Below are 20,600 nucleotides of genomic sequence, written 5' to 3'. Positions count from 1 at the left end.
GAAAATCAAATTAGCTATAATATATGGGATAATAATATGGTTTTTATCATTTGTTTTATCAACAATATTAAATCCAATCTTTACCTATAATGTGTCTGATATAAATATTGTTGTTCCAATTATCATCATTATAGTTACTGGATTCTTTGGAATACTGTATATTAGAAATATTGAGAGAAATGAGGTAATTGAAGGATTTTTAGTGGGAATAATATTCATTTTAGTGGATATTTTCTGTGACTATGTATTTTTCATTATTCCAAACTACCATCCATTAATCCTTGGGGATTTCTCTTCACATATCGTTTCCATGGTTATCCTAACCTTATCAATAACTACCTTTTTAGGATATTTAGCTCAAATGAATATCGATTTAAAATAAAGAGATGAAAAAATGATACCAAAATCACACCCTCGTTATGAATCATTAGTTTTAAGAGACAAAATGGTAAAAGCGGCTGAGAAAGGATATCTTGCAGATTCCGCATTGATTGCACATGGTAGAGGAGAAGCTTTTGATTATCTGATTGGTGAAAAAACAACATACCCTGCTAAAAGGGCAATGTATGTTGCGGTAGCTGCCTTACTTTTATCAAAAAATCCTGTAATTTCAGTGAATGGAAATGCAACCGCCTTAGCCATTGATGAAATAATTGACCTTGCAAATGAGGTAAATGCCAAAATCGAGATTAACTTATTCTACAGAACTGATGAAAGGGTAAAAATTATTACAAAATTATACAAAGATCATGGCTATAAAGATATTTTAGGCACACTTGATGATGAAATTGAATACTTGACTGACATCAAAAACAATAGGGCCACTGCAAGCAAAACCGGAATTTATGCTGCAGATACCGTATTGATTCCACTTGAAGACGGCGACAGGGCAGAAATTCTTAAGAAAAGCGGCAAGAACATCATAACTATTGATTTGAATCCGCTTTCAAGAACATCAAAAATGTCTGACGTATCCATTGCCGACAATATTGTTCGTGCAATACCATTCATGACAAAAATAGCAAAAGACCTGAAAACCCAGGATAAAATGGTTTTAATGGAAATGATTAATGATTTTGATAATGAAGAAAATTTAAAAGAATCTTTACAACAAATTAATTTAAAAGAGTGAATATAATGAGAATAATGGGAATATCCGGCCTTCCAGGTGCTGGAAAAGATTTAGTATCCGAACTTGCAAAAAAAAGAGGTGCAAAAATCGTGAGTATGGGCGATATCATACGTGAAGAAGCTAAAAAAAGAGGAGAAAGCACTGGAGAAACAGCTTCTAATTTAAGAGCGGAATTCGGACAGTATATTGTTTCTGAATTGACTATCAAAAAAATCAAACAACTCCAGGAAGAAGGCTTTGAAAACAGCATAATTGTAGAGGGCATCAGAAGTCATCATGAAGTGGAAATGTTTAAAGAGAATTTTGATAACTTTATCATATTATCCATTTTTGCTAATCCTTCAATTAGATTTGAAAGATTAAAACTTAGAGGAAGAGAAGACGATTGTCAGGATTATGAAGGATTCAAAATAAGAGACGAAAGGGAACTAGGTTTCGGCATTGGCAATGTCATCTCACTTTCCGATAAGATGATTATAAATGAAAGTGATCTCGATAGCTATGCCGATAAAATAAATGAATTCTTCGATGAAATTGAATTATAGCTTATCTTCTAAAACAGCATCTTCGATAATATAAACACCACTGTCAAGATGCCATTCCTTTTTATCCTTTAGAATTTTTATTCTTTTTTTAAAAATAGGACCGTCAATCGCCAATGTTTCGGCTTCACCGCCTTCAAAGGCCAAGTCAACATAATACTTGTCATGAATTTTTATAAGCTCATCAATGGCTTCATCATCTATGACACGTCCCAGCCAGGATTCATCCAGACCCCAGGCTGCCACACCACAAATGATTATCTTAAAACCAAGGGAAACAATTTCCCTCATGTATTCCAATTCATCCACATGCCAATATGGGGAAATGATTTTCAGCCCGACTTCACTACCCAGTTTCTCAATTCTTGATTTTTGATAGGTCGAATAGAGAGCACCTGTATAAACAGCTTCAATTCCTGAACTTTTAAGATTTTCAAACTCTCTTTTTAAATCCTCAAGTTCCTCTTCTTTGACACCATCGGTTTCAGCAGAAATGATTGGAATGTCCAGGGCTTCAGATTGCAAATCTGTAAGATGAATATTTGGAACATGAAACATGTAGGATTCGTCATTGCGAGATTTCATTGAAAGAAGATATTTGACATCTTCCCCCTCTTTTAACGCATGATACAGTGCCATGGTACTATCTTTTCCGCCGGAAAATAGAACAGCAACATTCATGATATTTACCGTTTACGCTTATCTCTTAAAAATTTCCTAAATCTTCTATATGCTGGAACAACACTATCAATATAAATTCCCATTACTGCAACAACAAGGCCAATTCCACCACAAACAAGTGTAAATTCTCCATTAGACAACATGGATGAATTGGTATTGTTGACAGTATCCTGAATCGGACCTTCAATTTTTGAAGCTACAATTCCCCTTTCAAGCAGATTTTGTTCAAATGTATCCAATGAAGCTGAATCAACAACTAGTGTGGCATGAACCTGTGCATATGATATTGTCTCGCCGAATACTAATTTATACCAGTCAGAAAATGATTTTAAAGCATCTGATGAGGAATAATTCTCTTCAAGAGCAATTTCAATAGTTCCAGTAGGGGTAATATTGTAATCCTTATAATGATAATCTATATTTCCTACAATATCCTCAAAATAGGCCCTCTCCTTATCATTGAAATCCCACATCGGAATAGAGATAGCATATTCATTGAAGGATTTGAATCCTTCGGTACCGGATAAGTTTTCTTTCAATTTGTTTACATCAATAGAAGATGATAAATCTAAATATAATGTCTCTTCATTATTGGGCATGCTTTTTTCAATGACACTTACTACATTAGGCAACTCATCATAGATTGGATCCAAAAATAAGGCTCCGCCAATGCAGCCAATTAAAAATCCAACAATAATAACCAATAAAACTTCTTTTTTGGAAGGCATGTATTGTTTTAACATTCCAATAGAAAAGACAAAAATCATCATTATAATAAATAAAACGATATAAATTATTGCAATTAAAACATCCATAAATTCACACGCCCTTAATTCTATAATAATATTTAAATTACAATATTAAAATAATTTTGTATGAATTATGTTCTATAGATTACCATGTTTTTGCTATCTACCGGCCATTCAATAGTTATGATATTTTCCCCTTTTGTTAAAGTAATTGATGTTTTTTTAAGATTGGATTTATAGGATTCCTTTATAACCTTCTTCTGCTTATCTTTGAGCTTTAAACTGCACGAAATCTGGTTGCTTGCAATATTTACTTTTATATTTTTTGTTTCATGCAATATCACCTGCTGTTTTGATCCCTGGCCCTGGCCATAAACTGTCTTTACAGCATTAGCAAGCTTCGACAAATCATATTTTACGTCCAACGAATCTGAAACATCCATTGTATTTTTAATAGACGTTTCGGCCAATGGCAGAGTAAATGCAATTAATATGATTAATGATATTGAAAATATCATCAAATACTCAAATGACACCTGGCCCCTATTGTCCATCATCTAAATCACCAAGACAGCATTTTTAGTAAACAACATCATAATATCACCATAAAAAACCGCTATCATCAAACCCAATAGAATTGCGGGAGTAAACGGAAATGCTGTTTTTACAGAAATATTGTCTGAAATAATCTGCTGGGCATTCATTATCTTAAGCTGCCACATCTCCTTAGTTGTAATTCCTCCGGCGCTTTGAGATTTGAAATAGTACTTGAATTCATCATTATCCCTTGTCTTATAGATTTTCAGATTTCCGTCAATTTCGCTTAGAAGATCTATTATATACTCATTATTAAAATAATAGTCATTGACAATCATTCCTTCCTTCAAATCCTTAATTGAAATTAATTTATTGAGTGTTGAGTTGATTATAAAGCGTAAAGCTTCTATATTAAAAATATTTACTAGAAAATCCATATTGTTTCTGAATATTTCATTTTTAAATATTAGATGTGTGACAAAAACAACTAAAAAAGGAAATGAAACCAGAATACTGTTAATCACTACACTGAATGAGAACGGATATATTGACAATTCGGGAAAAATGTTCAAAAAGTTAATATTGACTCCTGATGGTATTACTGCAGCAATGGCCGTAAATAGTTTTACATCACCACCGCCCCAAATATTCAATTTCCATAACATATAAGTGATAGCATAGGTAATAATCATTGAAATAAATGAAGCTAAAATGAATTTAATGTTAGTTGAAATTAATGTTAAAATAAAGTTTGAAATCAGGCCAAATGACAACAGGGAATAAGTCAACATGTCCGGAACAATATTTTTCCTAACATCATAAATTGCCGCCATTATGGAAAATAGTATAGTAATTATTATTTGAATCAAAAATATAGTACTGAAATTCATATTTATACTATTTAACATCAAATAATATAAATTAGATAGAAAATAAGCTTATAGAATTGTTTTTAGTTTGTAAAATTGTAAAAAAAGATAAAAGCTAATTTTTAGAATACTCATTAATAGCTTCTAAAAATGCTTTAAATAATGGATGTGGCCTATTAGGTCTTGACTTGAATTCAGGGTGGAATTGACAACCAATAGCCCAAGGGTGATTTGGCAATTCAACAATTTCAACTAAAAAGTCATCAGGACTTGTACCGGAAATTATTAAACCTTTTTCCTGTAAATCCTCTCTGTAATCATTGTTGAATTCATATCTGTGCCTGTGGCGTTCTTCAATATCGACTTCACCATAGGCATCAAATGTTTTTGTGCCTTCCATGATTTTACAATCATATGAACCTAAACGCATTGTTCCGCCCATATTCTTGATTTTCTTTTGCTCTTCCATCATATCGATAACAGGGAATTCGAGATTATCATCAAATTCTGAACTGTTCGCACCAGGATATCCGTTGATTCTTGCAAATTGTGTTACCATGCATTGCATTCCTAAACAGATTCCGAATAAAGGCACGTCATTCTCAATTGCATATTCAACCGCATCCAATTTGCCTTCAAAACCACGTTCACCAAATCCGCCAGGAATGAGAATACCGTCCAGCTCTTTCATGACATCCTGATCCAATTCATCAACATCAGAACTTAGGAACTTGATATTTGCTTTAACGCCGATACTTGCTGCAGCATGAAGCAATGACTCCCTGATACTGATGTATGAATCTTCAAGTTCGACATATTTTCCGACGATACCGATGTTTACGGTAGGCTCGGTGATTTTAAGGGATTTTACGATTTCCCTCCATTCATCAAGTTTTGAAGAGTCAGGTTCAATGTCCAGTCCTATTCTTTTGACAATGAACTCACCGATATGGTTTTCTTCCAAAACCAAAGGAACTTCATAGATTGTGCCTGCATCAGGAGTATTAACAACAGCTTCAAAGTCTACGTCACAGAAGTGAGCGATTTTTCCTCTTAAAGCATCATCAATAGGTTCCTGTGATCTGCATACAATAACATCAGGATTTATTCCGACACTTCTTAATTCTTTGGTAGAGTGTTGAGTAGGTTTTGTCTTGAATTCTCCAGCTGCATTCAGGTAGGGAATGAATGTAACATGGACAAACATGACGTTTTCTCTTCCTTCCTCATTTCTGAGTTGTCTTAAGGCTTCAAGGAAAGGCTGGCTTTCAATGTCCCCGACAGTACCGCCAAGTTCAACTAAGACAACATCATAATCAGCGCTTTCGGAGTTTTCCCTAATCATTTCCTTGATACGGTTAGTGATATGAGGGATGACTTGTACACATTCTCCAAGGTATCCTCCTTCTCTTTCCTTAGCGATGACTGATTCATAAACTTTACCTGTGGTAATGTTTGCCAGACCGTCGAGTTCAACATCCAAAAATCTTTCATAATGGCCTAAATCCAAATCAGTTTCCATACCGTCGTGAGTTACATATACCTCACCGTGCTGATACGGATTGAGTGTTCCGGAATCCCAGTTTAAATAAGGATCTATTTTAATAGCTGAAACCTTTAAACCATATGACCTTAAAATTCTTCCCATAGATGCGGATGTTATACCCTTACCTATGGAACTAACTACCCCACCAGTTATAATAATATATTTTGTCAGAAAAATCCTCTCCATGAATTAAAATTTATGTTATAATTTAAGTTTTTCATGATATATAAAAATTTAATTCCGTTTATAAATGAGAATTTTATCGGCTATTTTTCCAATAATTTAATTTATTTGATATTGCACGGTCAGTTTCATCAAATTGGTATTCTCCATTTTCACCATAGTTAGAAAAATGAGTTTCTTTTATGAACATTTCACAAGAATCATCCGGTCCATTTGACAGTTGTCCTCTTCTACATACCATTCCATGAGCCGCACCATATGGGCTTACGCTCCAGAAAGTGCAGTTGAGACAAATGTTGTCTCCATTATTAATCATTGAATCATAATCTGCATCTTCAAAGCTGGAATCCTGGAGGTCCTCTTCACTGAAAAATTCCATGCATTCGCTGCAATAGTTATCCTCATCTAATCTGTTTCCGCAATTTGGACATCTCATAGCCTCACCTACAGTCTCTTAATGAATTCCTTAATGTATTTGTCACAGAATTCCCATGTGTGCTCTCCCGGAGCTTTAATAAATTCAACATCAACATTTTTAGACTTTAAAAACTCATAGAAATCAACGTTTTTGTCAACTAAAAAGTCATCGTCTCCACATGCCATGAAAATATCCGGCATGTCATCGGTATTCTCAACTAGATATTTCGGATTCTTATCAGAGTTTTTGATTTTATCCAAATCGCCGAAAACTGATTCGTAAAAGTCATGAGCCCTCAAAACGTTATCATCACTAGTATAATTGACAATATCATCAGTGATCAATGCTGATGAAATCATTCCTATTTTTGAAAAGTTTTGTGAGTATTTCAAACCGTTTCTAATTGCTCCATAGCCTCCCATTGAAAATCCGGCAATGAAGGTATCTTCCCTTTTATCTGACAAAGGAAAGATGTTTCTTGTAATGTCCAAAAGCTCCTGACCGACATATTCGCCATAATAGGCATACGCCTTAGGATTGTCGACATAGAAACTATTTTCTCCGCACGGAATTACAATAGCTATTCCATGGTCTTCGGCAAACTTCTGAATGGAAGTGTTTGCAAGAAAGATATCATCGCTGCCGTAGAGTCCATGAAGCAGATACAATGTCCTGTAAGGCTGCGGTACGATTTCCTCAGTATCCTGCAGGAAATGAATATTGTCCGCAGGCAAAATTACGCTGATTGATGTTCTTCTCTGCAGGCTTTTGCACTTGATGTCTCCCCTGAATAAAACCATTAACTCACCTCATGTCCATAATTCTGTAATGAAAAGCGGGCTTGCATCCTCTGCCTTTTCAAAACCGCAGTTTCTTGAACCTCCCCGACCTTAAGAAGGTCAGGGATTCGCAAACCTAAAAAAACATGTGTTTTTTAGGAGATTTTTACTGCACCGTCGTCCCGACGGTTTGTAATCCTTTTTGTAGGATGTTTTTACTGGCATTGACGTCCCTGTCATGATGTTTACCGCACTCGGGACAGTCCCAGTCTCTTATTTGTAGGTTTCCCAGTCCACTAATATGGGGATTCTTTTTGCTGCAGTTGCTGCAGATTTGTGTGGATGGAAAATCCATAGGAACTTTAATGAATTCTACATCATTCCAGTGGCATTTGTATTCCAGTTTATCCATGAATATACGTGGAGCATTCAATTGAAGATTATGACTTAAATATTTATTTGTTTTCCAAGCTTTTATATTTTCGTTTTGAACAGCGACAAAGCAACTATTTTTAGCAATATATAGTGTTTGCTTGTCATAATAATCGTTCCTTTTATTGACTAGTTTGTCCATCCATTTGTGGTATAGTCTTTTTGCTTGTTGGTATCTTATGGATTTTTGTTGGTGTTGTTTCATTTTTCTTTGATATTTGATGATTTTGTCTGTTTCTTTTGTTAGATCAAGATTGGGTATCTCTTGGGTGTTTGAAAGAACAGCTAGTTTACTGCATCCGATATCAATTCCCACTTGCATGAGTGGACCGTATTCTCTTTGTGGAATGTGTATGGTTTTGATGTTGAAAATTGCATAATATTTGTTGTTGGTTTTTTTAATGGTTATATGTTTTATTGTTGCTGTTGGGTCATTTGGGTCGCTTGCCTGGATTAGCATTTGTCGGTATTTTTTGCTGGTTTTGAATTTTATGAGTCCGAATTTTGGAATCAATATTTTATAGAAAGCGTTTTTGTCTTTCTGTATTCTTAGATTGTTGTTGGTTTTCATTATGCGGAATGTGTCGTTTTTATTTTTTTTAGATTTGAACACCGGGTAATTGGATTTTAAGTTAGGGTTTTTATATCGTTTAAAAGCATTTTTTAGGTCTCTAAATGATTGTTGGCGACTGCTTGATTCGGCTTTTCTCAAGAAAGGATATTCCTGCATCAACATATTCAATATTATATTGCAGGAGGTATCATTTACTATGAATTTGTCCTGGTAGCCGTTTTGGATTAATAGCTGTCTGAAATGATTTATGAATTCTAATTCTTTGTTGTAAATGAATCTGTAAATGCCTATGTTGGATTCAATTTCGTTAATAGTGACAATTTTTTCTCCATTATCGTTTTTATCCACTTTAGCCGGATAAATTCTAACATTAAGATATTTATTAACAACTTTCATCTCAAAAAAACCCCATTCTAACTGAGTTTTATAACATATTTACAAATGATATGCTACTATATCATATGTAATAGTATATAAACCTTCACCAAGAGCATTTGAAAAGTAATCCCCCCAAAAAAAGTATACTGAATACAAAAACCAAAATAAACAACAGCCAAAAATAAAATATTTAAAGAAATAAAACCCAAAAAATTCCTAATTACAAAAGTACACCCTAATCTGAAATTCATTCCCAACCTTAAAGAGGTCGGGCTATTCTTTCATAATTAAAAGATAAATCTCTTTAACTTTAAAAACTAGATCTCTTCCAATGCCCTATCCTGATAATCCGGCCTTACAAGCAGATAATGGACATACGCAGTCATTATTCCATCACCATTGCGCAAATCATTCCAACCAGCTTATCCTCATCCCATGCAGAGATTACTGTTTCAAAGTTTCTCATTGCAATCTGGAGCTTTTCGGGAAAATGGCCTGATGACCATTCCACTGACAAAAACAGATCCTGCAAATCCTCTACACTGAATTCATGTATTTCCTTGTACTCAATTTCACTCATTATACCACCCTATATTCCGTCCATCTGTTTGAGAAATATCTGTAAACGTAAATTCCTGCCCTTACATACCAGTCGATAAACATTGCTATCCATGTTCCGAATACTCCAATGCCCATCCAATCGGTTATGACATAAGACAGGCCAATTCTGCATATGAACATTACTGCTAAGCTGATGTACATTACTGATTTTGAGTCTCCTGCACCTCTGAAAGTGGACGGCAGTGTGAAGGATATCGGCCAGATGATAATTGCAAAAATACCGTGCCAGATTACCATTTCGGTTGTCATGGCTGCAGTTTGCGCAGACAGGTTGTAGATGCCCAAAATCAGAGGCAGGCCTGCAAAAATCAACAGGTTGATGACAATATGTGAAATGATAACAATGACCAGGCATTTCTTGTTATAGTATTTTGCCTGTTCATAATCATTGGCGCCGACACATCTTGAAATAACGGCAGTCAGTCCCAGATTGATTGCAAAACCCGGAAGAACTGAAAATATTCCGATTGCATATCCTACTGAGTTTGCAGCTATTGCCATTGTTCCGAATGTTGAAACAAGACTTAAGACCAGAACCCTACCCAATTGGAAAAGACCGTTTTCAACACCATATGGAATGCCCACCTGCAATACCTTTTTAAGGATTTTGAAGTTGAATTTATGTTTTAAAGTCCTTTTGATATGTAATTTATAGTCCTCATCAACTACGAAGTGCAGTATCAGAACAGCCGCAAGCGCTCTTGAAATGACCGTCGGAATAGCTACGCCTCTGACATCCCATCCCAGATAATAGATGCAGAATGCATTGCCGATAACGTTTAAAACATCACAGACAAGTAATATCTTCATAGGCAGGGATGCATTGTTGGTTGTTCTGAAAATTGCAGCTCCCGCATTGTATATTGCCAGAAACGGAATTGACAATGCTACAATGTATAAATATACATCCGCATTTGCCCAGACGTCCGCTTCAATCTGGCCGAAGAGAAGCCCGATTAAAAATTGCCTTAAGAGGATTACCGCAATCATCAGAACTGTAGACAATATGGTTGAAAACCAGATAAGTTGAGTTGCTGAATCCCGAGCCTTTTCAACCTGATTGTCCCCCAGATACTGTCCTGCGACAACTGCACCACCTGTCCCTAGTGCTGAGAATGAAAAAATAAGTAGCTGAACCAAAAAGTCAACAAGAGAAACTCCTGAAATCGCAGCTTCACCCAATGATGCCACCATGATGGAATCAGCCAGACCTACACAGAATTCCAAACCATATTCGATTAAAAGCGGAATGAACAGTGCAAGCAATGCCCTATTTGTATAGATATAACCTTCAGGAGTTTTAAATAGATTAGTAACGTTCATGATATCAGAAAATAATTTAATGAATAATATTATCTTTTAAGAACATATGAACTTTTGTATCAGTTAATAGTTGAACTATAAATGCCGAGAAAAACTAGTCAATTAGAAATGCTAATTTCATCCTATAAACTACTAACTAGATTCAACCATTAACTCTTAACTATCTCATATAGACACAGTCAAGTGAAGATAATGAATAGCCAAAACAAAATATGCTAAAGCTACAAGAATATCTTCTAACATGACTTAACCTCCAAATTGAGTGTATAATCTCCATTTTTCATTTCAATCATACCTAGTGTATAATATATATTTTCTGACATTTAGAGATAGAAATATATTTTACTTATTATTTAGATTAAATAGAAATTTATTGTCTAAAATTGATTTTAGTTTAAAAAATTGATTTAAAATAGAAATATTGCATTAATAATGAGTTAAATAGAAAAATAAATACAAGACTTTAAATATTAGTAATACCCATATTAATATTAAACATCATAGATGTTTAGTTCATGACTTGAACTTAGTGTATAATATATAAGATGAGGATTTTTATCCTCATCCAAATTCAAAAACTATTTTTAAAAAAAGAATTGAAAGGTAAAAGGATTACCTTATAAAGTTTGTACGTGGTTTAGTCTCTTGAGTTAAAGTCACACCTTTTTCTTCACCTGCTTCAAGACATTTCAGGAAAAATGCCATATTATGAGCAAGCTGTCTCATTGTACCTAATCCTTCCTCATCCTGCATTACCTCTTCGGGAGTGTTTCCATGAACCATATTCCAGTAGAATGATGAAATGATTGGCATTTGGGAAATTCCCAAATATTTGATTAACTGGTCATATGTTGCAGTTGTACCTGCACGTCTCGCAGAGCAAACAACAGCTCCAGGTTTGTTTTTGAAAGCTTCCGCTCCTGCACCATGAGAGTTTGAGTAAAATGCACGGTCTAAAAATGATGTCATGGATCCGTTAGCACCGGCATAGTAAACCGGTGAGCCGAATACGAATGCATCGGCATCGTAAGCCTTTTCAACAAATTCGTTTACGACATCATCAAAGGCACATTTGCCCAATTCAGCACACTTTCCACAGGCAATGCAACCTGTAATTGCTTTTGTCTTAATCCAGAAAATTTCCGTTTCGATATCATACTCTTTAAGTATTTTTTCAACTTCGCTGAGTGCAGTATAAGTGCAGCCGTTCTTATGAGGGCTTCCGTTTACAAGTATTACTTTCATTTAATAATCTCCATCAATCAATCTTTGAACTAAGAAATGTCCTTTTTTGAATTTAAGTGAACCTTTTTTGACTCCTTCCTCATCGAATGATTCGCATTCATCACCTTCACGGGCGGAATCGTAGATTACCAACGGCACATCATCACGTGTATGGGTTCCAACACTGATTGGAGTTGGATGGTCCGGCAAGATTGCCACTCTAAAGTCCTCGCCTTCCAAACTATCGATGATTGGTCCGACAATGAACTCGTCAATCCTTTCAATGGCTTTAACCTTTTCTTCAGTATTTTGAGCATGTCCCGCTTCATCAGGAGCTTCAATGTGAATCAGCAGCAAATCTGTCTCTTTTAGGGCTTCGATTCCATATTCTCCCTTTTGCTTGTAATCGGTATCGAAGTATCCTGTAGCTCCAGGCACATCTACAATATTCATGCCTGCGAAGTTGCCGATTCCTCTAAGCAAATCCACACCTGTAATTACTGAAGCTGTGATTCCGTAGGTTTCCTCAAAGTTAGGCAGTTTAGGGGTTACGCCCTGTCCCCATAGCCATACCATATTGGCAGGAATTTCTCTTTTTTGGTTAACTTCAGCATCTTTGAGATATTCTTTTGACTCAAACATTATCTGTTGGATTTCCTGAGCCAGTTCGCAGTCTCCAAACAGATTATCAACCAACTTTTCGCCTACCATGTCATGAGGAGGAATTGTTTGAATAGCAGATAATATTTCCGCATCCTCAACGCTGTCACAGGAGTATATGAACAGATGCCTGTAGCTTACGCCAGTGTAGAACTTGCCTTTGAAGTCAGGGTATTTTTCTGTGAAATATTCATTTAATCCTTTCATTAATTCGTCCGCTTCCTCGGTTGAAATATGGCCTGCATTGAAATCATCCATTTCACCATCTTCAGAAAATATTGTATTGCATCTGAATATCACATCACATGGAGTTGTTGGAATGCCTTCGCTTCCAGCTTCTAGTGGTCCACGACCAGTATAGAAATCTGCAGGATTGAAGCCAAAAATGCTCATATTAGCTACATCAGAACCAGGATTGTACTCTTCAGGAACGTTATTTGTAAATCCTCCAAAACCGTTTTTAGCCAATTTATCAATATTTGGAGTATTAGCTACCATCAAAGGAGTTTTACCGTCTAATTCATCTACAGGGTAATCACTAGACCCATCCGGAATAAAAATTACGTATTTCATGTTATCAAAAAAAGTAAAAAAATTTAATTAGTTTTTATTTTTTAAAATACTAATTAAATCGGTCAACATCGCAGAAGCAGTTTCAAGAGATCCTGCTCCAAGTCCAATTACAGATACCTCATCGGCCAAATCTGTCTTGATTGTAGCCATGTTCAGGGTTCCGCTTACATCATAGGAGCTTCCCCTTTTAACCAAACGTGGAGATACCTGCAGGTTATCTGGAGATACTTCGGCTATCAATTTGATTAAATAATCGTCTTTTTTGGCAAGCTCAATTGCCTGTGCATTGATGTTTGAGATACCTTCAACTTTAACGTCACTGTATGTTGCATCAATTCCTAAAAGGGAATTTGCCAGGATTACAGTCTTACAAGCTGCATCAATACCTTCAACATCCTGGGTAGGGTCTGTTTCGGCTATTCCCAATTCCTGTGATTCCTTTAAGATAACTTCATAATCAGATCCTTCTGATGTCATTCTTGATAAGATATAATTGGTGGTACCGTTCAGAATACCCTTGATTGATTTGATTTCACATGATGCCAAGGTGTCCTTTGTGAAATTGATGATAGGCATTGATCCGCCTACACTGGCTTCATATTTGAATTCTACACCTGCTTTTTCAGCTGCACCAACAACTTCCTTGAATTTTAAAGCCAGGTGCCCTTTATTTGAAGTTACAACATCTTTTCCCTGTTCGAATGCTTTAAGTGTTAGTGAAAGTGCAGGTTGTGCATCAACGATATTAGTAGGAGTTGCTTCAATAAGACAATCGTATTCAACAGCATCTAAAACATCTGCACCGCTTTTATCGCATCCGAATTCAGGATATGCTGATAGTTTTCCTTCTTCATTTTTAGTCTTTACAAGTAATTCTTCATCGAGGCCATCCTGTGAGATTGCAGATGAAGATGAGTCTGCTGCAGCTACAACCTTTACTGCAACACCTGTTTTATCCTTAATTAAATCCTTCTTCATGGAAATTGCATTAGCCACACCTTGGCCTACTGAACCAAATCCCATGATTATGACTTTACATTCATCCATAATAATCACTTAAACTTCATTAATCACTAATAAATCTTTTTCTTCTGCAATTTCTGCAATTCTATTAAATACTTCTTGCTTTTTACCAATATCCGCTTCAATGTTAATTAATGCTGTGGACTTTTCCTCACCATTCAGCTTGATGTCAAATGCAACAATGACAACACCATCTAAAGCATTGATTCTATCCATAGTGTCCCTTAAATCTTGATCTACAATATGGCCAAAGAAAATTGTAGTGATTGTTTCCTTTTTAACAACACCGTCCATTTCGATAATGGTGAATCCCAATTCTTCAAATCTCTCAACTACTTTTTTAAGATCTTCTAGTTCGCCTTCCAAAGTCAATTGAACAGGAACTTTTCCGTTTTCATTCTTATAATCTCTTTTATGGATAACAGTTACCAGATTTGCACCGAATACGCTTATTGGTTCTAATGCTTTAACCAACTGTCCAGGAGAATCCAAAAGTTCTAGAACTAAGTCTATTTTCATATAAATACCTCTTTAACTTGTCCATTCCGCTTTTTTAACTATGAGATTTCCTTCCTTATCAATCCTAGCATTTCTTAAAATTTTTTCAGGATTCTTTCCGTGAGCTTCATCCTCACGTGTCAGGTTTAAATTATCGGTAATATACCAGGTTTCATCTGAATCTGGAATATCCTCTAAAATCTTAGAGAATTTTTCTATAATGTCTTCTGCATCTTTTTCGATTGTCATTAATATAAACTCCTAATAATTAATAATATATTTATTATGTTTTTTGATATTAATAAATGTAAAGAAAAAAATTAAAATTAGTCCAGATATTGGGAAATGTCAGTATCTTTCAAAATCTTTTTCCTCAATATCTTATCAATTCCGGTTCCATATTGAGCTGCCTTTTTAGGCCTGTAAGCTATATTGTAATCAAGCCCCTCTTCAAAAGCCAATTTCCTCAAAAAGCTTTTTCTCATGTCATCATGCATGGAAACGATTTTCTTATTGTCCGGAATGTTCAATACCAGTTCCACCAGATTTTCATCTAAAAACGGCAGTCTCAGCTCTACTGAATTGAGCATTGAGCATGCGTCATCCCTTTCAAGATTTACATGATACATATTTGAAATGTCCTCTCTTAACTTAAAGTTCAGTTCTCCTTCAACAAAGCTTTTCAGGTATCTTTTATATCCTCCAAACAGCTCATCGGCACCCTGGCCTGAAATTGCTACTTTCAATCCGTCTTGAGCCACCATCCTTGTTGCAAAGTAGGTTGTAAGACCAACCCCCACCTTCATGAGATTGTCATCTCCAATGGCCTTTACGACTTGAGGAAGTGCCTCACGAATCATATCTTCGCTCACTTCACATATTTCCAAATCCAGATTAAGGAATTTTGATGCATATATTGCCGCTTCAAGGTCTTTTGAGCCTTCAGCACCTACCGCATAAAGTTTTACCTTAATAGGAACATTCTGTGAAATTTCCTTCAAGAGCAATGCAAGATACGAACTGTCAACTCCCCCCGAAAATATTACACCAACGCTTGTTAATCCGTCAACTCTTTTGGAAACACTCAATCTTAACAACTTGTCTATTTTAGATACGTCCCCTTCAAAGACCTTTTCATAAACTGCCTGAGTTGGAGATATATCCTCCCAGTTATAAAGTATGTGTTCAGGTTTTAGGGTGTTGATGTTAATGAAACCGACTTCCTTTAAAGCATCCCTAGTTGATGCAAAGCCTTTGACATCACCTTTTTCAGCATAGAACAATGGCTTTACGCCTAAAGGGTCTCTTGCAATTGCAAGGTTTTCACCATCATAAACGGCAAAAGAATAATCTCCATCGATTAATCTGATAGTGGCCTGAACTGCCTTAAGCAGATCAAATCTTTGGTTGTAAAAATCAATAAGATAAAGTAAAGCTTCGCTGTCTGAAGTGATTTCATCCTCAACACCAACCCTATTCAAGAAATTTTTCATGGTGCGGAAATTGTATAATTCCCCGTTGAAAACCAGAGTGAGATTATCATTTGAAACCGGCTGCGGTTTTGATATTCTTTCATTTAAATCATAAATGGAAAGCAGATTGTGGCCAAAAACAATTTCATACTCATTTTCGTCACTGAATTCCTCCAGATTGATGTCAGTGTAAATCTTATCTAAAAAAAGACCTGATGAATCCGGACCTCGGTTTTTTGAGGATTTCAACATTTTAACAATATCATCTGATTTTACTTTACCTTGAAGGCCAACAATAGAACACATGGTATAAAATATAAAATTAATAGTACTTAAAATTTTAAAAAAAAGAAATTGTGAGCTAATTAATCGTTAGCCCATCTTTTTAGTTTAGGAAATACTTCCGCCATCATTGCACTGGCTTCAGCCTTATCGATTTCCGGGTGAGCTTCAACCATCTTATCAATGCAGAAATTCATCATCTCATCCATAGTCATGTCTGAAGTGAATTTCCCGTCTTTAAAGCAGTATATGCAGTAGTCTTCGTTTTTTGAACCGTCTGCATTGGTTCCAAAAAGTTCATCATCCGCTAGTGGCATTGCACATGATTGGCAGAATTTCTGATTTTCAAAATCATTCATAATTATCACCTATCCTATTATTTCAACATGATAATATTTAAACTAATTCAAAGAGCATTTGTCAACTAATGCTAAAGTGCAACATCCGCCTTTGTAAAGTAGATATAGGAGATAACAAGCCCAATTATGAAAGTGAGCAAAATTACCCCATAAGAGACTGTTATACTTGCGCTGTACTCTGCTATTTCACCGGATGCAATCAGATATGGGCATACCCAAGGCACATATGGCGCCCATGTCTGGCCGTATATCAACATGTTCACCAATGTCAAACCAGCTCCTCCAACCATTGCGGGAACCATGTTTGTAATGAATAGTGAAATGAATACAAATGGGGAGAATGTTAAAAACAACAAAACATTTGCAAATAGAAGTTGTCCAAAGCTGTCAAAGAATAGTTTTATGCTGAATCCTTCAAGACCTGCAGCAAAACCGAATACAAGTGTTGAAAGGCTTGTGACTGCGGTTAAAATTAAAATCCACACTAAAAACATTACATATTTGCTTGCTAGAAATTTTCCCCTTGATATTGGGATAGTCAGCATGGTTTTTAGAGTATGCTCATTGTATTCCCTTCCGAATAAATAGGATATCATTATTGAAAAAAGCATGACTGCAAATAATGCTGACATGTACATATTCACATTGGTGAACAATAATTCAAAAGTATGTCCCTCATCAAAAGCCACTACTGCAATATACATCAACAATGGAGGAATAACGGCTCCTATTAAACTCAATAGAAATATATTGGATCTTTTAAACTTTAAAAATTCCATCTGAATAAAAGTTAACATATTATCACCTAATTGTTAGATACAAACCTTGTAAAAAACTCTTCCAAATTTTCTTCACATAGATTTACTTTATTTACGTCAATTCCTGCTTTAACAAACAAAGCATTGAATTTATCCCTCATGCCCAAATGGGTATAGAGATATATAGTTCCATTTTCCTTATTGAATGTGAAATCTACGTTCTCTTTAAGTTCTAATTCCTTAAAGATACTGATAGCCAAATCAACATCTGATACTTCAAATTCTACAGATTTATTTAATTTTTCGAACAATTCATCCCTTGAAATTTCATCAATCAGAACCCCATTGTCCATAAAGCCAATAACATCAGCAATATTTTCAATTTCGCTTAAGATATGTGATGAAATTAGGATTGTTATTCCAAATTCATGGGATAACCTTTTAAGCAATGCCCTTATTTCCTTAATTCCGAAGGGATCAAGGCCATTAATCGGTTCATCAAGAATTAATAGTTCAGGATTATGTATAATGGCTGCAGCTATTCCCAAACGCTGCTTCATTCCTAAAGAAAAATCCTTGTATTTCTTTGATTTCGCTCCGCTTAAATTAACCATTTCAAGGACTGATTTAATGTTTTGAGGATTATAATTTCCCCTCAATTTGGAAATGATTTTCAGGTTTTCGTAAGCTGTGAGGTTTTCATAAAATCCTGGGGTTTCAATGATTGAGCCTATGTTGGAATATATCTCTTTGGAATATTTTTTGGGATCCTTTCCAAAAAGAAATATCTCGCCGCTTGTAGGATATGTGAGATTTAAAAGCATGCACATTGTTGTGGTTTTTCCGGCACCATTATTGCCCAAAAGCCCATAGATTTTTCCTTTTTCAACGTGCATATTGATTGAATTTACAACCAAATCATTGGAATATTTTTTTGATAAGTTATTTGTTTCGATAACGTAGTCTACCATAGTAAAAATCTCCTTTAAAATTACTAAAAAAAGAAATTAGAATGCTTGAAAACATTCTAACTATTTAATCGATTCTCTATATATTGATCCGCAGACCCTATTATAAAATACGCTGCAATAGGATGACAGGAACAATGCTTCGAGTATTGTTATGAAGGTTGAGACGACCAATGCCTGATTATTGATGGTCGCTGCAAATACTGGGACTAAAAGGCTCAATACACAGCCTACAGCCATATTGATAATCATGAATACAATTATTGTGAAGAGGATTATTCCAATATATTTCACCCATCCAAGATTAGAGATATTTGCGATTATCTCATTGAAGTCAAATGCCTTTTTAAGACTATCATGCGCAATCATGTTGTTCAATGCCATGACCAGGAAGAAATAACAGATTACAAGCACTAACCCTGAAATCAACAATATTATCGGCAATACTGATGAATCACCAACTAACCAGATTCCTAAAAACATTATAATCACTGGAGGAAGATTATATACGACGCTTACAATGAAATATTTTACTCCGTTGATAAACATGCCCACAATATCACTGAATCCTGGAAGGTCTTCTTTTTTGTCTATTGAAAATTTGATTACATTGTATTGATATCCCATTATAAAGAGAGACACGATGAATCCGGCTACAAGCAATCCTATTGCAATGTTTACATCAATATTCGGTAACTGTGAAAGTTTTAAGGTTGCCCAATGGCCATTGGTTTTTTCCAGCATATGGGCAGTAACCCTGAATATGTCAAAAGTCTTAATGCTGAAGGCCATGGACAATAGCTCAAAAATTACAAACAGCACCCCAAGGCCTAAAAGTTTTTTAACGTTGTTGAAGGGATATTTCAGTCCTTCACTAACACAATCTGTTATGCTTGCCATCAAATCACCTTATATTTGCATTGTGTACAATAATCCCATGGATCTTGCATTGAATATGCTTAAGTACGGTCCTACAATAAACATTGATACAATTGAATTGATAAATGCTCCTAAAAGAAATACACCGCTTGCATTAACTCCCAATGCAAATCCTGAAATGCCGAACACGGTAAATATTGCTCCGATAATTATACTGACTACAGATGCTATAACTACAGTAATGATTACCAATCCTAGATAGGTCATTAAACATTCTGACCATCCTATTTCTTCAATTACCTCTTTTATTTCGGACAATGCAAAGGCTTTTGAGAATGCACCATCATTATATGCCATGTGGCATAATCCCATTTGGCTCATTAAACAAGCTACAATTATTAAAATAAATGTGATTAAACCTCCGATAATCATCAATGCAGTAGATAAACCTCCGTTAAAGTGTCCTGCAACAATAGCAAATATTACAAATACGATTACAGGCACTATCAGATACATGACTTGAACTATCACCACTTTCACTCCATCGACAAACATGTCTATTAAATCCTCAAAGTCCGGCAATGGGTCTCTTCCGTTGATAATTCCGTGTACCGCCGTGTTTATAACTCTATAATTATATCCTGTGATTAAGAAAACTGGTAATAACAAGAAACTGAATAAGCACATTACGCCTAATATCACTAGTGTCTTCCAGTCTTTTGCTGAATATTCTAATGCGTCTTTATATATGTCTAAAATCATTCGTTTCACCTAATAATAATCATCATCGAAAATAAATATTTCTTCCATGACGAAATACTTCTCTCGATCTCCTTTAAATAACATTTTATTGAAGACTTGGGTTATTTCATAAGCTAAAAATAAAGATGGATTATACCTGCCATTTTCAAGCGCATTAATGGTTTGCCGGGTAACTCCAACTTTATCCCCCAACTCTTTTTGGCTCATTTTGAGCTCCTGTCTTAAATATTTAATCATGGTTCTCATAATAATCCACAAATTAATTCATTTTTGCAAAAAGTATTTAAGTACTTGAAGTAATTATGTTAAAATCTAATTACTTATGTTAATGTTACATTACATAGTATATAAAGGTTACGGTTAATAATAAAATCAATA

25 protein-coding genes are annotated in these 20,600 nt (G+C 35.2%); 3 read left to right on the top strand and 22 right to left on the bottom strand.

The annotated features are described in order from the left end of the window. The 3 genes from ACKI3D_RS05765 to ACKI3D_RS05755 all read left to right on the top strand — a co-directional run. Positions 1 to 382: hypothetical protein (locus ACKI3D_RS05765; protein WP_407392830.1), on the top strand; the 382-nt coding region annotated here is incomplete at its 5' end. Between the two features lie 12 nt (positions 383 to 394). After that, positions 395 to 1,132: a 4-phosphopantoate--beta-alanine ligase gene (locus ACKI3D_RS05760; RefSeq protein WP_407392829.1), complete on the top strand. Its 738-nt coding sequence runs from the start codon at positions 395 to 397 to the stop codon at positions 1,130 to 1,132. 5 nt (positions 1,133 to 1,137) lie between these two features. Continuing rightward, positions 1,138 to 1,677: a nucleoside monophosphate kinase gene (locus ACKI3D_RS05755; RefSeq protein ID WP_407392827.1), complete on the top strand. Its 540-nt coding sequence runs from the start codon at positions 1,138 to 1,140 to the stop codon at positions 1,675 to 1,677. Here the strand turns inward: ACKI3D_RS05755 and ACKI3D_RS05750 are convergent. The 22 genes from ACKI3D_RS05750 to ACKI3D_RS05645 form a co-directional block, all read right to left on the bottom strand. Continuing rightward, positions 1,672 to 2,355 carry a TIGR00289 family protein gene (locus ACKI3D_RS05750; RefSeq protein WP_407392825.1) on the bottom strand — a complete coding sequence of 228 codons (684 nt, stop codon included), beginning with the start codon at positions 2,353 to 2,355 and terminating at the stop codon, positions 1,672 to 1,674. The two genes, ACKI3D_RS05755 and ACKI3D_RS05750, sit on opposite strands and share 6 nt — an antisense overlap. Before the next feature lie 5 nt (positions 2,356 to 2,360). Then, positions 2,361 to 3,170: a hypothetical protein gene (locus ACKI3D_RS05745; protein WP_407392823.1), complete on the bottom strand. Its 810-nt coding sequence runs from the start codon at positions 3,168 to 3,170 to the stop codon at positions 2,361 to 2,363. A gap of 65 nt (positions 3,171 to 3,235) precedes the next feature. Then, positions 3,236 to 3,661: a class III signal peptide-containing protein gene (locus tag ACKI3D_RS05740; RefSeq protein WP_407392821.1), complete on the bottom strand. Its 426-nt coding sequence runs from the start codon at positions 3,659 to 3,661 to the stop codon at positions 3,236 to 3,238. Next, positions 3,662 to 4,531, bottom strand: a complete 870-nt coding sequence (locus ACKI3D_RS05735; RefSeq protein ID WP_407392819.1) for a prepilin peptidase — start codon at positions 4,529 to 4,531, stop codon at positions 3,662 to 3,664. Between the two features lie 94 nt (positions 4,532 to 4,625). Further along, positions 4,626 to 6,242, bottom strand: coding sequence for a glutamine hydrolyzing CTP synthase (pyrG, locus tag ACKI3D_RS05730; protein ID WP_407392817.1), 1,617 nt, complete (start codon positions 6,240 to 6,242; stop codon positions 4,626 to 4,628). Between the two features lie 73 nt (positions 6,243 to 6,315). Further along, positions 6,316 to 6,675, bottom strand: coding sequence for a hypothetical protein (locus ACKI3D_RS05725; protein WP_407392815.1), 360 nt, complete (start codon positions 6,673 to 6,675; stop codon positions 6,316 to 6,318). An 8-nt stretch (positions 6,676 to 6,683) separates the two neighbouring features. After that, entirely contained in the window at positions 6,684 to 7,457 is a 774-nt protein-coding gene (locus ACKI3D_RS05720) for an alpha/beta hydrolase (protein WP_407392813.1), read from the bottom strand. Between the two features lie 145 nt (positions 7,458 to 7,602). After that, positions 7,603 to 8,838, bottom strand: coding sequence for an RNA-guided endonuclease InsQ/TnpB family protein (locus ACKI3D_RS05715; RefSeq protein ID WP_407392811.1), 1,236 nt, complete (start codon positions 8,836 to 8,838; stop codon positions 7,603 to 7,605). A gap of 367 nt (positions 8,839 to 9,205) precedes the next feature. After that, positions 9,206 to 9,400: a hypothetical protein gene (locus tag ACKI3D_RS05710; protein ID WP_407392809.1), complete on the bottom strand. Its 195-nt coding sequence runs from the start codon at positions 9,398 to 9,400 to the stop codon at positions 9,206 to 9,208. Continuing rightward, on the bottom strand, positions 9,400 to 10,764 hold the full coding sequence (locus tag ACKI3D_RS05705; RefSeq protein ID WP_407392808.1) for an MATE family efflux transporter: 1,365 nt from the start codon (positions 10,762 to 10,764) through the stop codon (positions 9,400 to 9,402). The genes ACKI3D_RS05710 and ACKI3D_RS05705 overlap by 1 nt, the downstream gene beginning before the upstream one ends. A 612-nt stretch (positions 10,765 to 11,376) precedes the next feature. After that, positions 11,377 to 12,009: a flavodoxin family protein gene (locus ACKI3D_RS05700; RefSeq protein WP_407392806.1), complete on the bottom strand. Its 633-nt coding sequence runs from the start codon at positions 12,007 to 12,009 to the stop codon at positions 11,377 to 11,379. Beyond that, a complete protein-coding gene (locus ACKI3D_RS05695; protein WP_407392804.1) occupies positions 12,010 to 13,221 on the bottom strand; it encodes a cofactor-independent phosphoglycerate mutase in 1,212 nt (403 codons plus the stop codon). A 27-nt stretch (positions 13,222 to 13,248) separates the two neighbouring features. Then, a complete protein-coding gene (locus ACKI3D_RS05690) occupies positions 13,249 to 14,268 on the bottom strand; it encodes a homoserine dehydrogenase (protein WP_407392803.1) in 1,020 nt (339 codons plus the stop codon). 9 nt (positions 14,269 to 14,277) lie between these two features. Then, positions 14,278 to 14,763 (bottom strand): amino acid-binding protein, encoded by a 486-nt coding sequence (locus tag ACKI3D_RS05685; RefSeq protein WP_407392801.1) that lies wholly within the window; start codon positions 14,761 to 14,763, stop codon positions 14,278 to 14,280. A 12-nt stretch (positions 14,764 to 14,775) separates the two neighbouring features. Continuing rightward, positions 14,776 to 14,991: an Asp-tRNA(Asn) amidotransferase subunit GatC gene (gene gatC, locus ACKI3D_RS05680; protein WP_407392800.1), complete on the bottom strand. Its 216-nt coding sequence runs from the start codon at positions 14,989 to 14,991 to the stop codon at positions 14,776 to 14,778. 77 nt (positions 14,992 to 15,068) lie between these two features. After that, positions 15,069 to 16,520, bottom strand: a complete 1,452-nt coding sequence (locus ACKI3D_RS05675; RefSeq protein ID WP_407392798.1) for an asparagine synthase-related protein — start codon at positions 16,518 to 16,520, stop codon at positions 15,069 to 15,071. Positions 16,521 to 16,579: 59 nt separating this feature from the next. After that, the gene (locus ACKI3D_RS05670) at positions 16,580 to 16,855 is read right to left on the bottom strand and encodes a zinc ribbon domain-containing protein (protein ID WP_407392797.1); all 276 of its coding nucleotides are present in this window, start codon (positions 16,853 to 16,855) and stop codon (positions 16,580 to 16,582) included. A 71-nt stretch (positions 16,856 to 16,926) separates the two neighbouring features. Then, positions 16,927 to 17,652: an ABC transporter permease gene (locus ACKI3D_RS05665; protein ID WP_407392795.1), complete on the bottom strand. Its 726-nt coding sequence runs from the start codon at positions 17,650 to 17,652 to the stop codon at positions 16,927 to 16,929. Between the two features lie 8 nt (positions 17,653 to 17,660). Then, the gene (locus tag ACKI3D_RS05660; protein WP_407392793.1) at positions 17,661 to 18,584 is read right to left on the bottom strand and encodes an ABC transporter ATP-binding protein; all 924 of its coding nucleotides are present in this window, start codon (positions 18,582 to 18,584) and stop codon (positions 17,661 to 17,663) included. Positions 18,585 to 18,644: 60 nt separating this feature from the next. Next, positions 18,645 to 19,481, bottom strand: a complete 837-nt coding sequence (locus ACKI3D_RS05655) for a DUF4013 domain-containing protein (RefSeq protein WP_407392792.1) — start codon at positions 19,479 to 19,481, stop codon at positions 18,645 to 18,647. A gap of 9 nt (positions 19,482 to 19,490) precedes the next feature. Next, complete coding sequence (locus ACKI3D_RS05650; protein WP_407392791.1) at positions 19,491 to 20,222, bottom strand: DUF4013 domain-containing protein; 732 nt, start codon at positions 20,220 to 20,222, stop codon at positions 19,491 to 19,493. Positions 20,223 to 20,231: 9 nt separating this feature from the next. Beyond that, a complete protein-coding gene (locus ACKI3D_RS05645; protein ID WP_406534747.1) occupies positions 20,232 to 20,468 on the bottom strand; it encodes a helix-turn-helix transcriptional regulator in 237 nt (78 codons plus the stop codon). Between the last annotated feature and the right edge of the window lie 132 nt (positions 20,469 to 20,600).

The sequence above is a fragment of the Methanobrevibacter sp. genome (assembly GCF_045586545.1).
Taxonomy (GTDB): Archaea; Methanobacteriota; Methanobacteria; order Methanobacteriales; family Methanobacteriaceae; genus Methanocatella.
The sequence above is the reverse complement of the archived record's forward strand: the minus strand, read 5'-3'. Positions and strand labels throughout refer to the sequence as shown.

What these genes read in the sequence shown, in the direction of transcription:
- ACKI3D_RS05760 (WP_407392829.1), top strand. Translation starts at nt 395, where the DNA reads ATGATACCAAAATCACACCCTCGTTATGAATCATTAGTTTTAAGAGAC.
- ACKI3D_RS05755 (WP_407392827.1), top strand. Translation starts at nt 1,138, where the DNA reads ATGAGAATAATGGGAATATCCGGCCTTCCAGGTGCTGGAAAAGATTTA.
- ACKI3D_RS05750 (WP_407392825.1), bottom strand. Translation starts at nt 2,355, where the DNA reads ATGAATGTTGCTGTTCTATTTTCCGGCGGAAAAGATAGTACCATGGCA.
- ACKI3D_RS05745 (WP_407392823.1), bottom strand. Translation starts at nt 3,170, where the DNA reads ATGGATGTTTTAATTGCAATAATTTATATCGTTTTATTTATTATAATG.
- ACKI3D_RS05740 (WP_407392821.1), bottom strand. Translation starts at nt 3,661, where the DNA reads ATGATGGACAATAGGGGCCAGGTGTCATTTGAGTATTTGATGATATTT.
- ACKI3D_RS05735 (WP_407392819.1), bottom strand. Translation starts at nt 4,531, where the DNA reads ATGAATTTCAGTACTATATTTTTGATTCAAATAATAATTACTATACTA.
- pyrG (WP_407392817.1), bottom strand. Translation starts at nt 6,242, where the DNA reads ATGGAGAGGATTTTTCTGACAAAATATATTATTATAACTGGTGGGGTA.
- ACKI3D_RS05725 (WP_407392815.1), bottom strand. Translation starts at nt 6,675, where the DNA reads ATGAGATGTCCAAATTGCGGAAACAGATTAGATGAGGATAACTATTGC.
- ACKI3D_RS05720 (WP_407392813.1), bottom strand. Translation starts at nt 7,457, where the DNA reads ATGGTTTTATTCAGGGGAGACATCAAGTGCAAAAGCCTGCAGAGAAGA.
- ACKI3D_RS05715 (WP_407392811.1), bottom strand. Translation starts at nt 8,838, where the DNA reads ATGAAAGTTGTTAATAAATATCTTAATGTTAGAATTTATCCGGCTAAA.
- ACKI3D_RS05710 (WP_407392809.1), bottom strand. Translation starts at nt 9,400, where the DNA reads ATGAGTGAAATTGAGTACAAGGAAATACATGAATTCAGTGTAGAGGAT.
- ACKI3D_RS05705 (WP_407392808.1), bottom strand. Translation starts at nt 10,764, where the DNA reads ATGAACGTTACTAATCTATTTAAAACTCCTGAAGGTTATATCTATACA.
- ACKI3D_RS05700 (WP_407392806.1), bottom strand. Translation starts at nt 12,009, where the DNA reads ATGAAAGTAATACTTGTAAACGGAAGCCCTCATAAGAACGGCTGCACT.
- ACKI3D_RS05695 (WP_407392804.1), bottom strand. Translation starts at nt 13,221, where the DNA reads ATGAAATACGTAATTTTTATTCCGGATGGGTCTAGTGATTACCCTGTA.
- ACKI3D_RS05690 (WP_407392803.1), bottom strand. Translation starts at nt 14,268, where the DNA reads ATGGATGAATGTAAAGTCATAATCATGGGATTTGGTTCAGTAGGCCAA.
- ACKI3D_RS05685 (WP_407392801.1), bottom strand. Translation starts at nt 14,763, where the DNA reads ATGAAAATAGACTTAGTTCTAGAACTTTTGGATTCTCCTGGACAGTTG.
- gatC (WP_407392800.1), bottom strand. Translation starts at nt 14,991, where the DNA reads ATGACAATCGAAAAAGATGCAGAAGACATTATAGAAAAATTCTCTAAG.
- ACKI3D_RS05675 (WP_407392798.1), bottom strand. Translation starts at nt 16,520, where the DNA reads ATGTGTTCTATTGTTGGCCTTCAAGGTAAAGTAAAATCAGATGATATT.
- ACKI3D_RS05670 (WP_407392797.1), bottom strand. Translation starts at nt 16,855, where the DNA reads ATGAATGATTTTGAAAATCAGAAATTCTGCCAATCATGTGCAATGCCA.
- ACKI3D_RS05665 (WP_407392795.1), bottom strand. Translation starts at nt 17,652, where the DNA reads ATGTTAACTTTTATTCAGATGGAATTTTTAAAGTTTAAAAGATCCAAT.
- ACKI3D_RS05660 (WP_407392793.1), bottom strand. Translation starts at nt 18,584, where the DNA reads ATGGTAGACTACGTTATCGAAACAAATAACTTATCAAAAAAATATTCC.
- ACKI3D_RS05655 (WP_407392792.1), bottom strand. Translation starts at nt 19,481, where the DNA reads ATGGCAAGCATAACAGATTGTGTTAGTGAAGGACTGAAATATCCCTTC.
- ACKI3D_RS05650 (WP_407392791.1), bottom strand. Translation starts at nt 20,222, where the DNA reads ATGATTTTAGACATATATAAAGACGCATTAGAATATTCAGCAAAAGAC.
- ACKI3D_RS05645 (WP_406534747.1), bottom strand. Translation starts at nt 20,468, where the DNA reads ATGAGAACCATGATTAAATATTTAAGACAGGAGCTCAAAATGAGCCAA.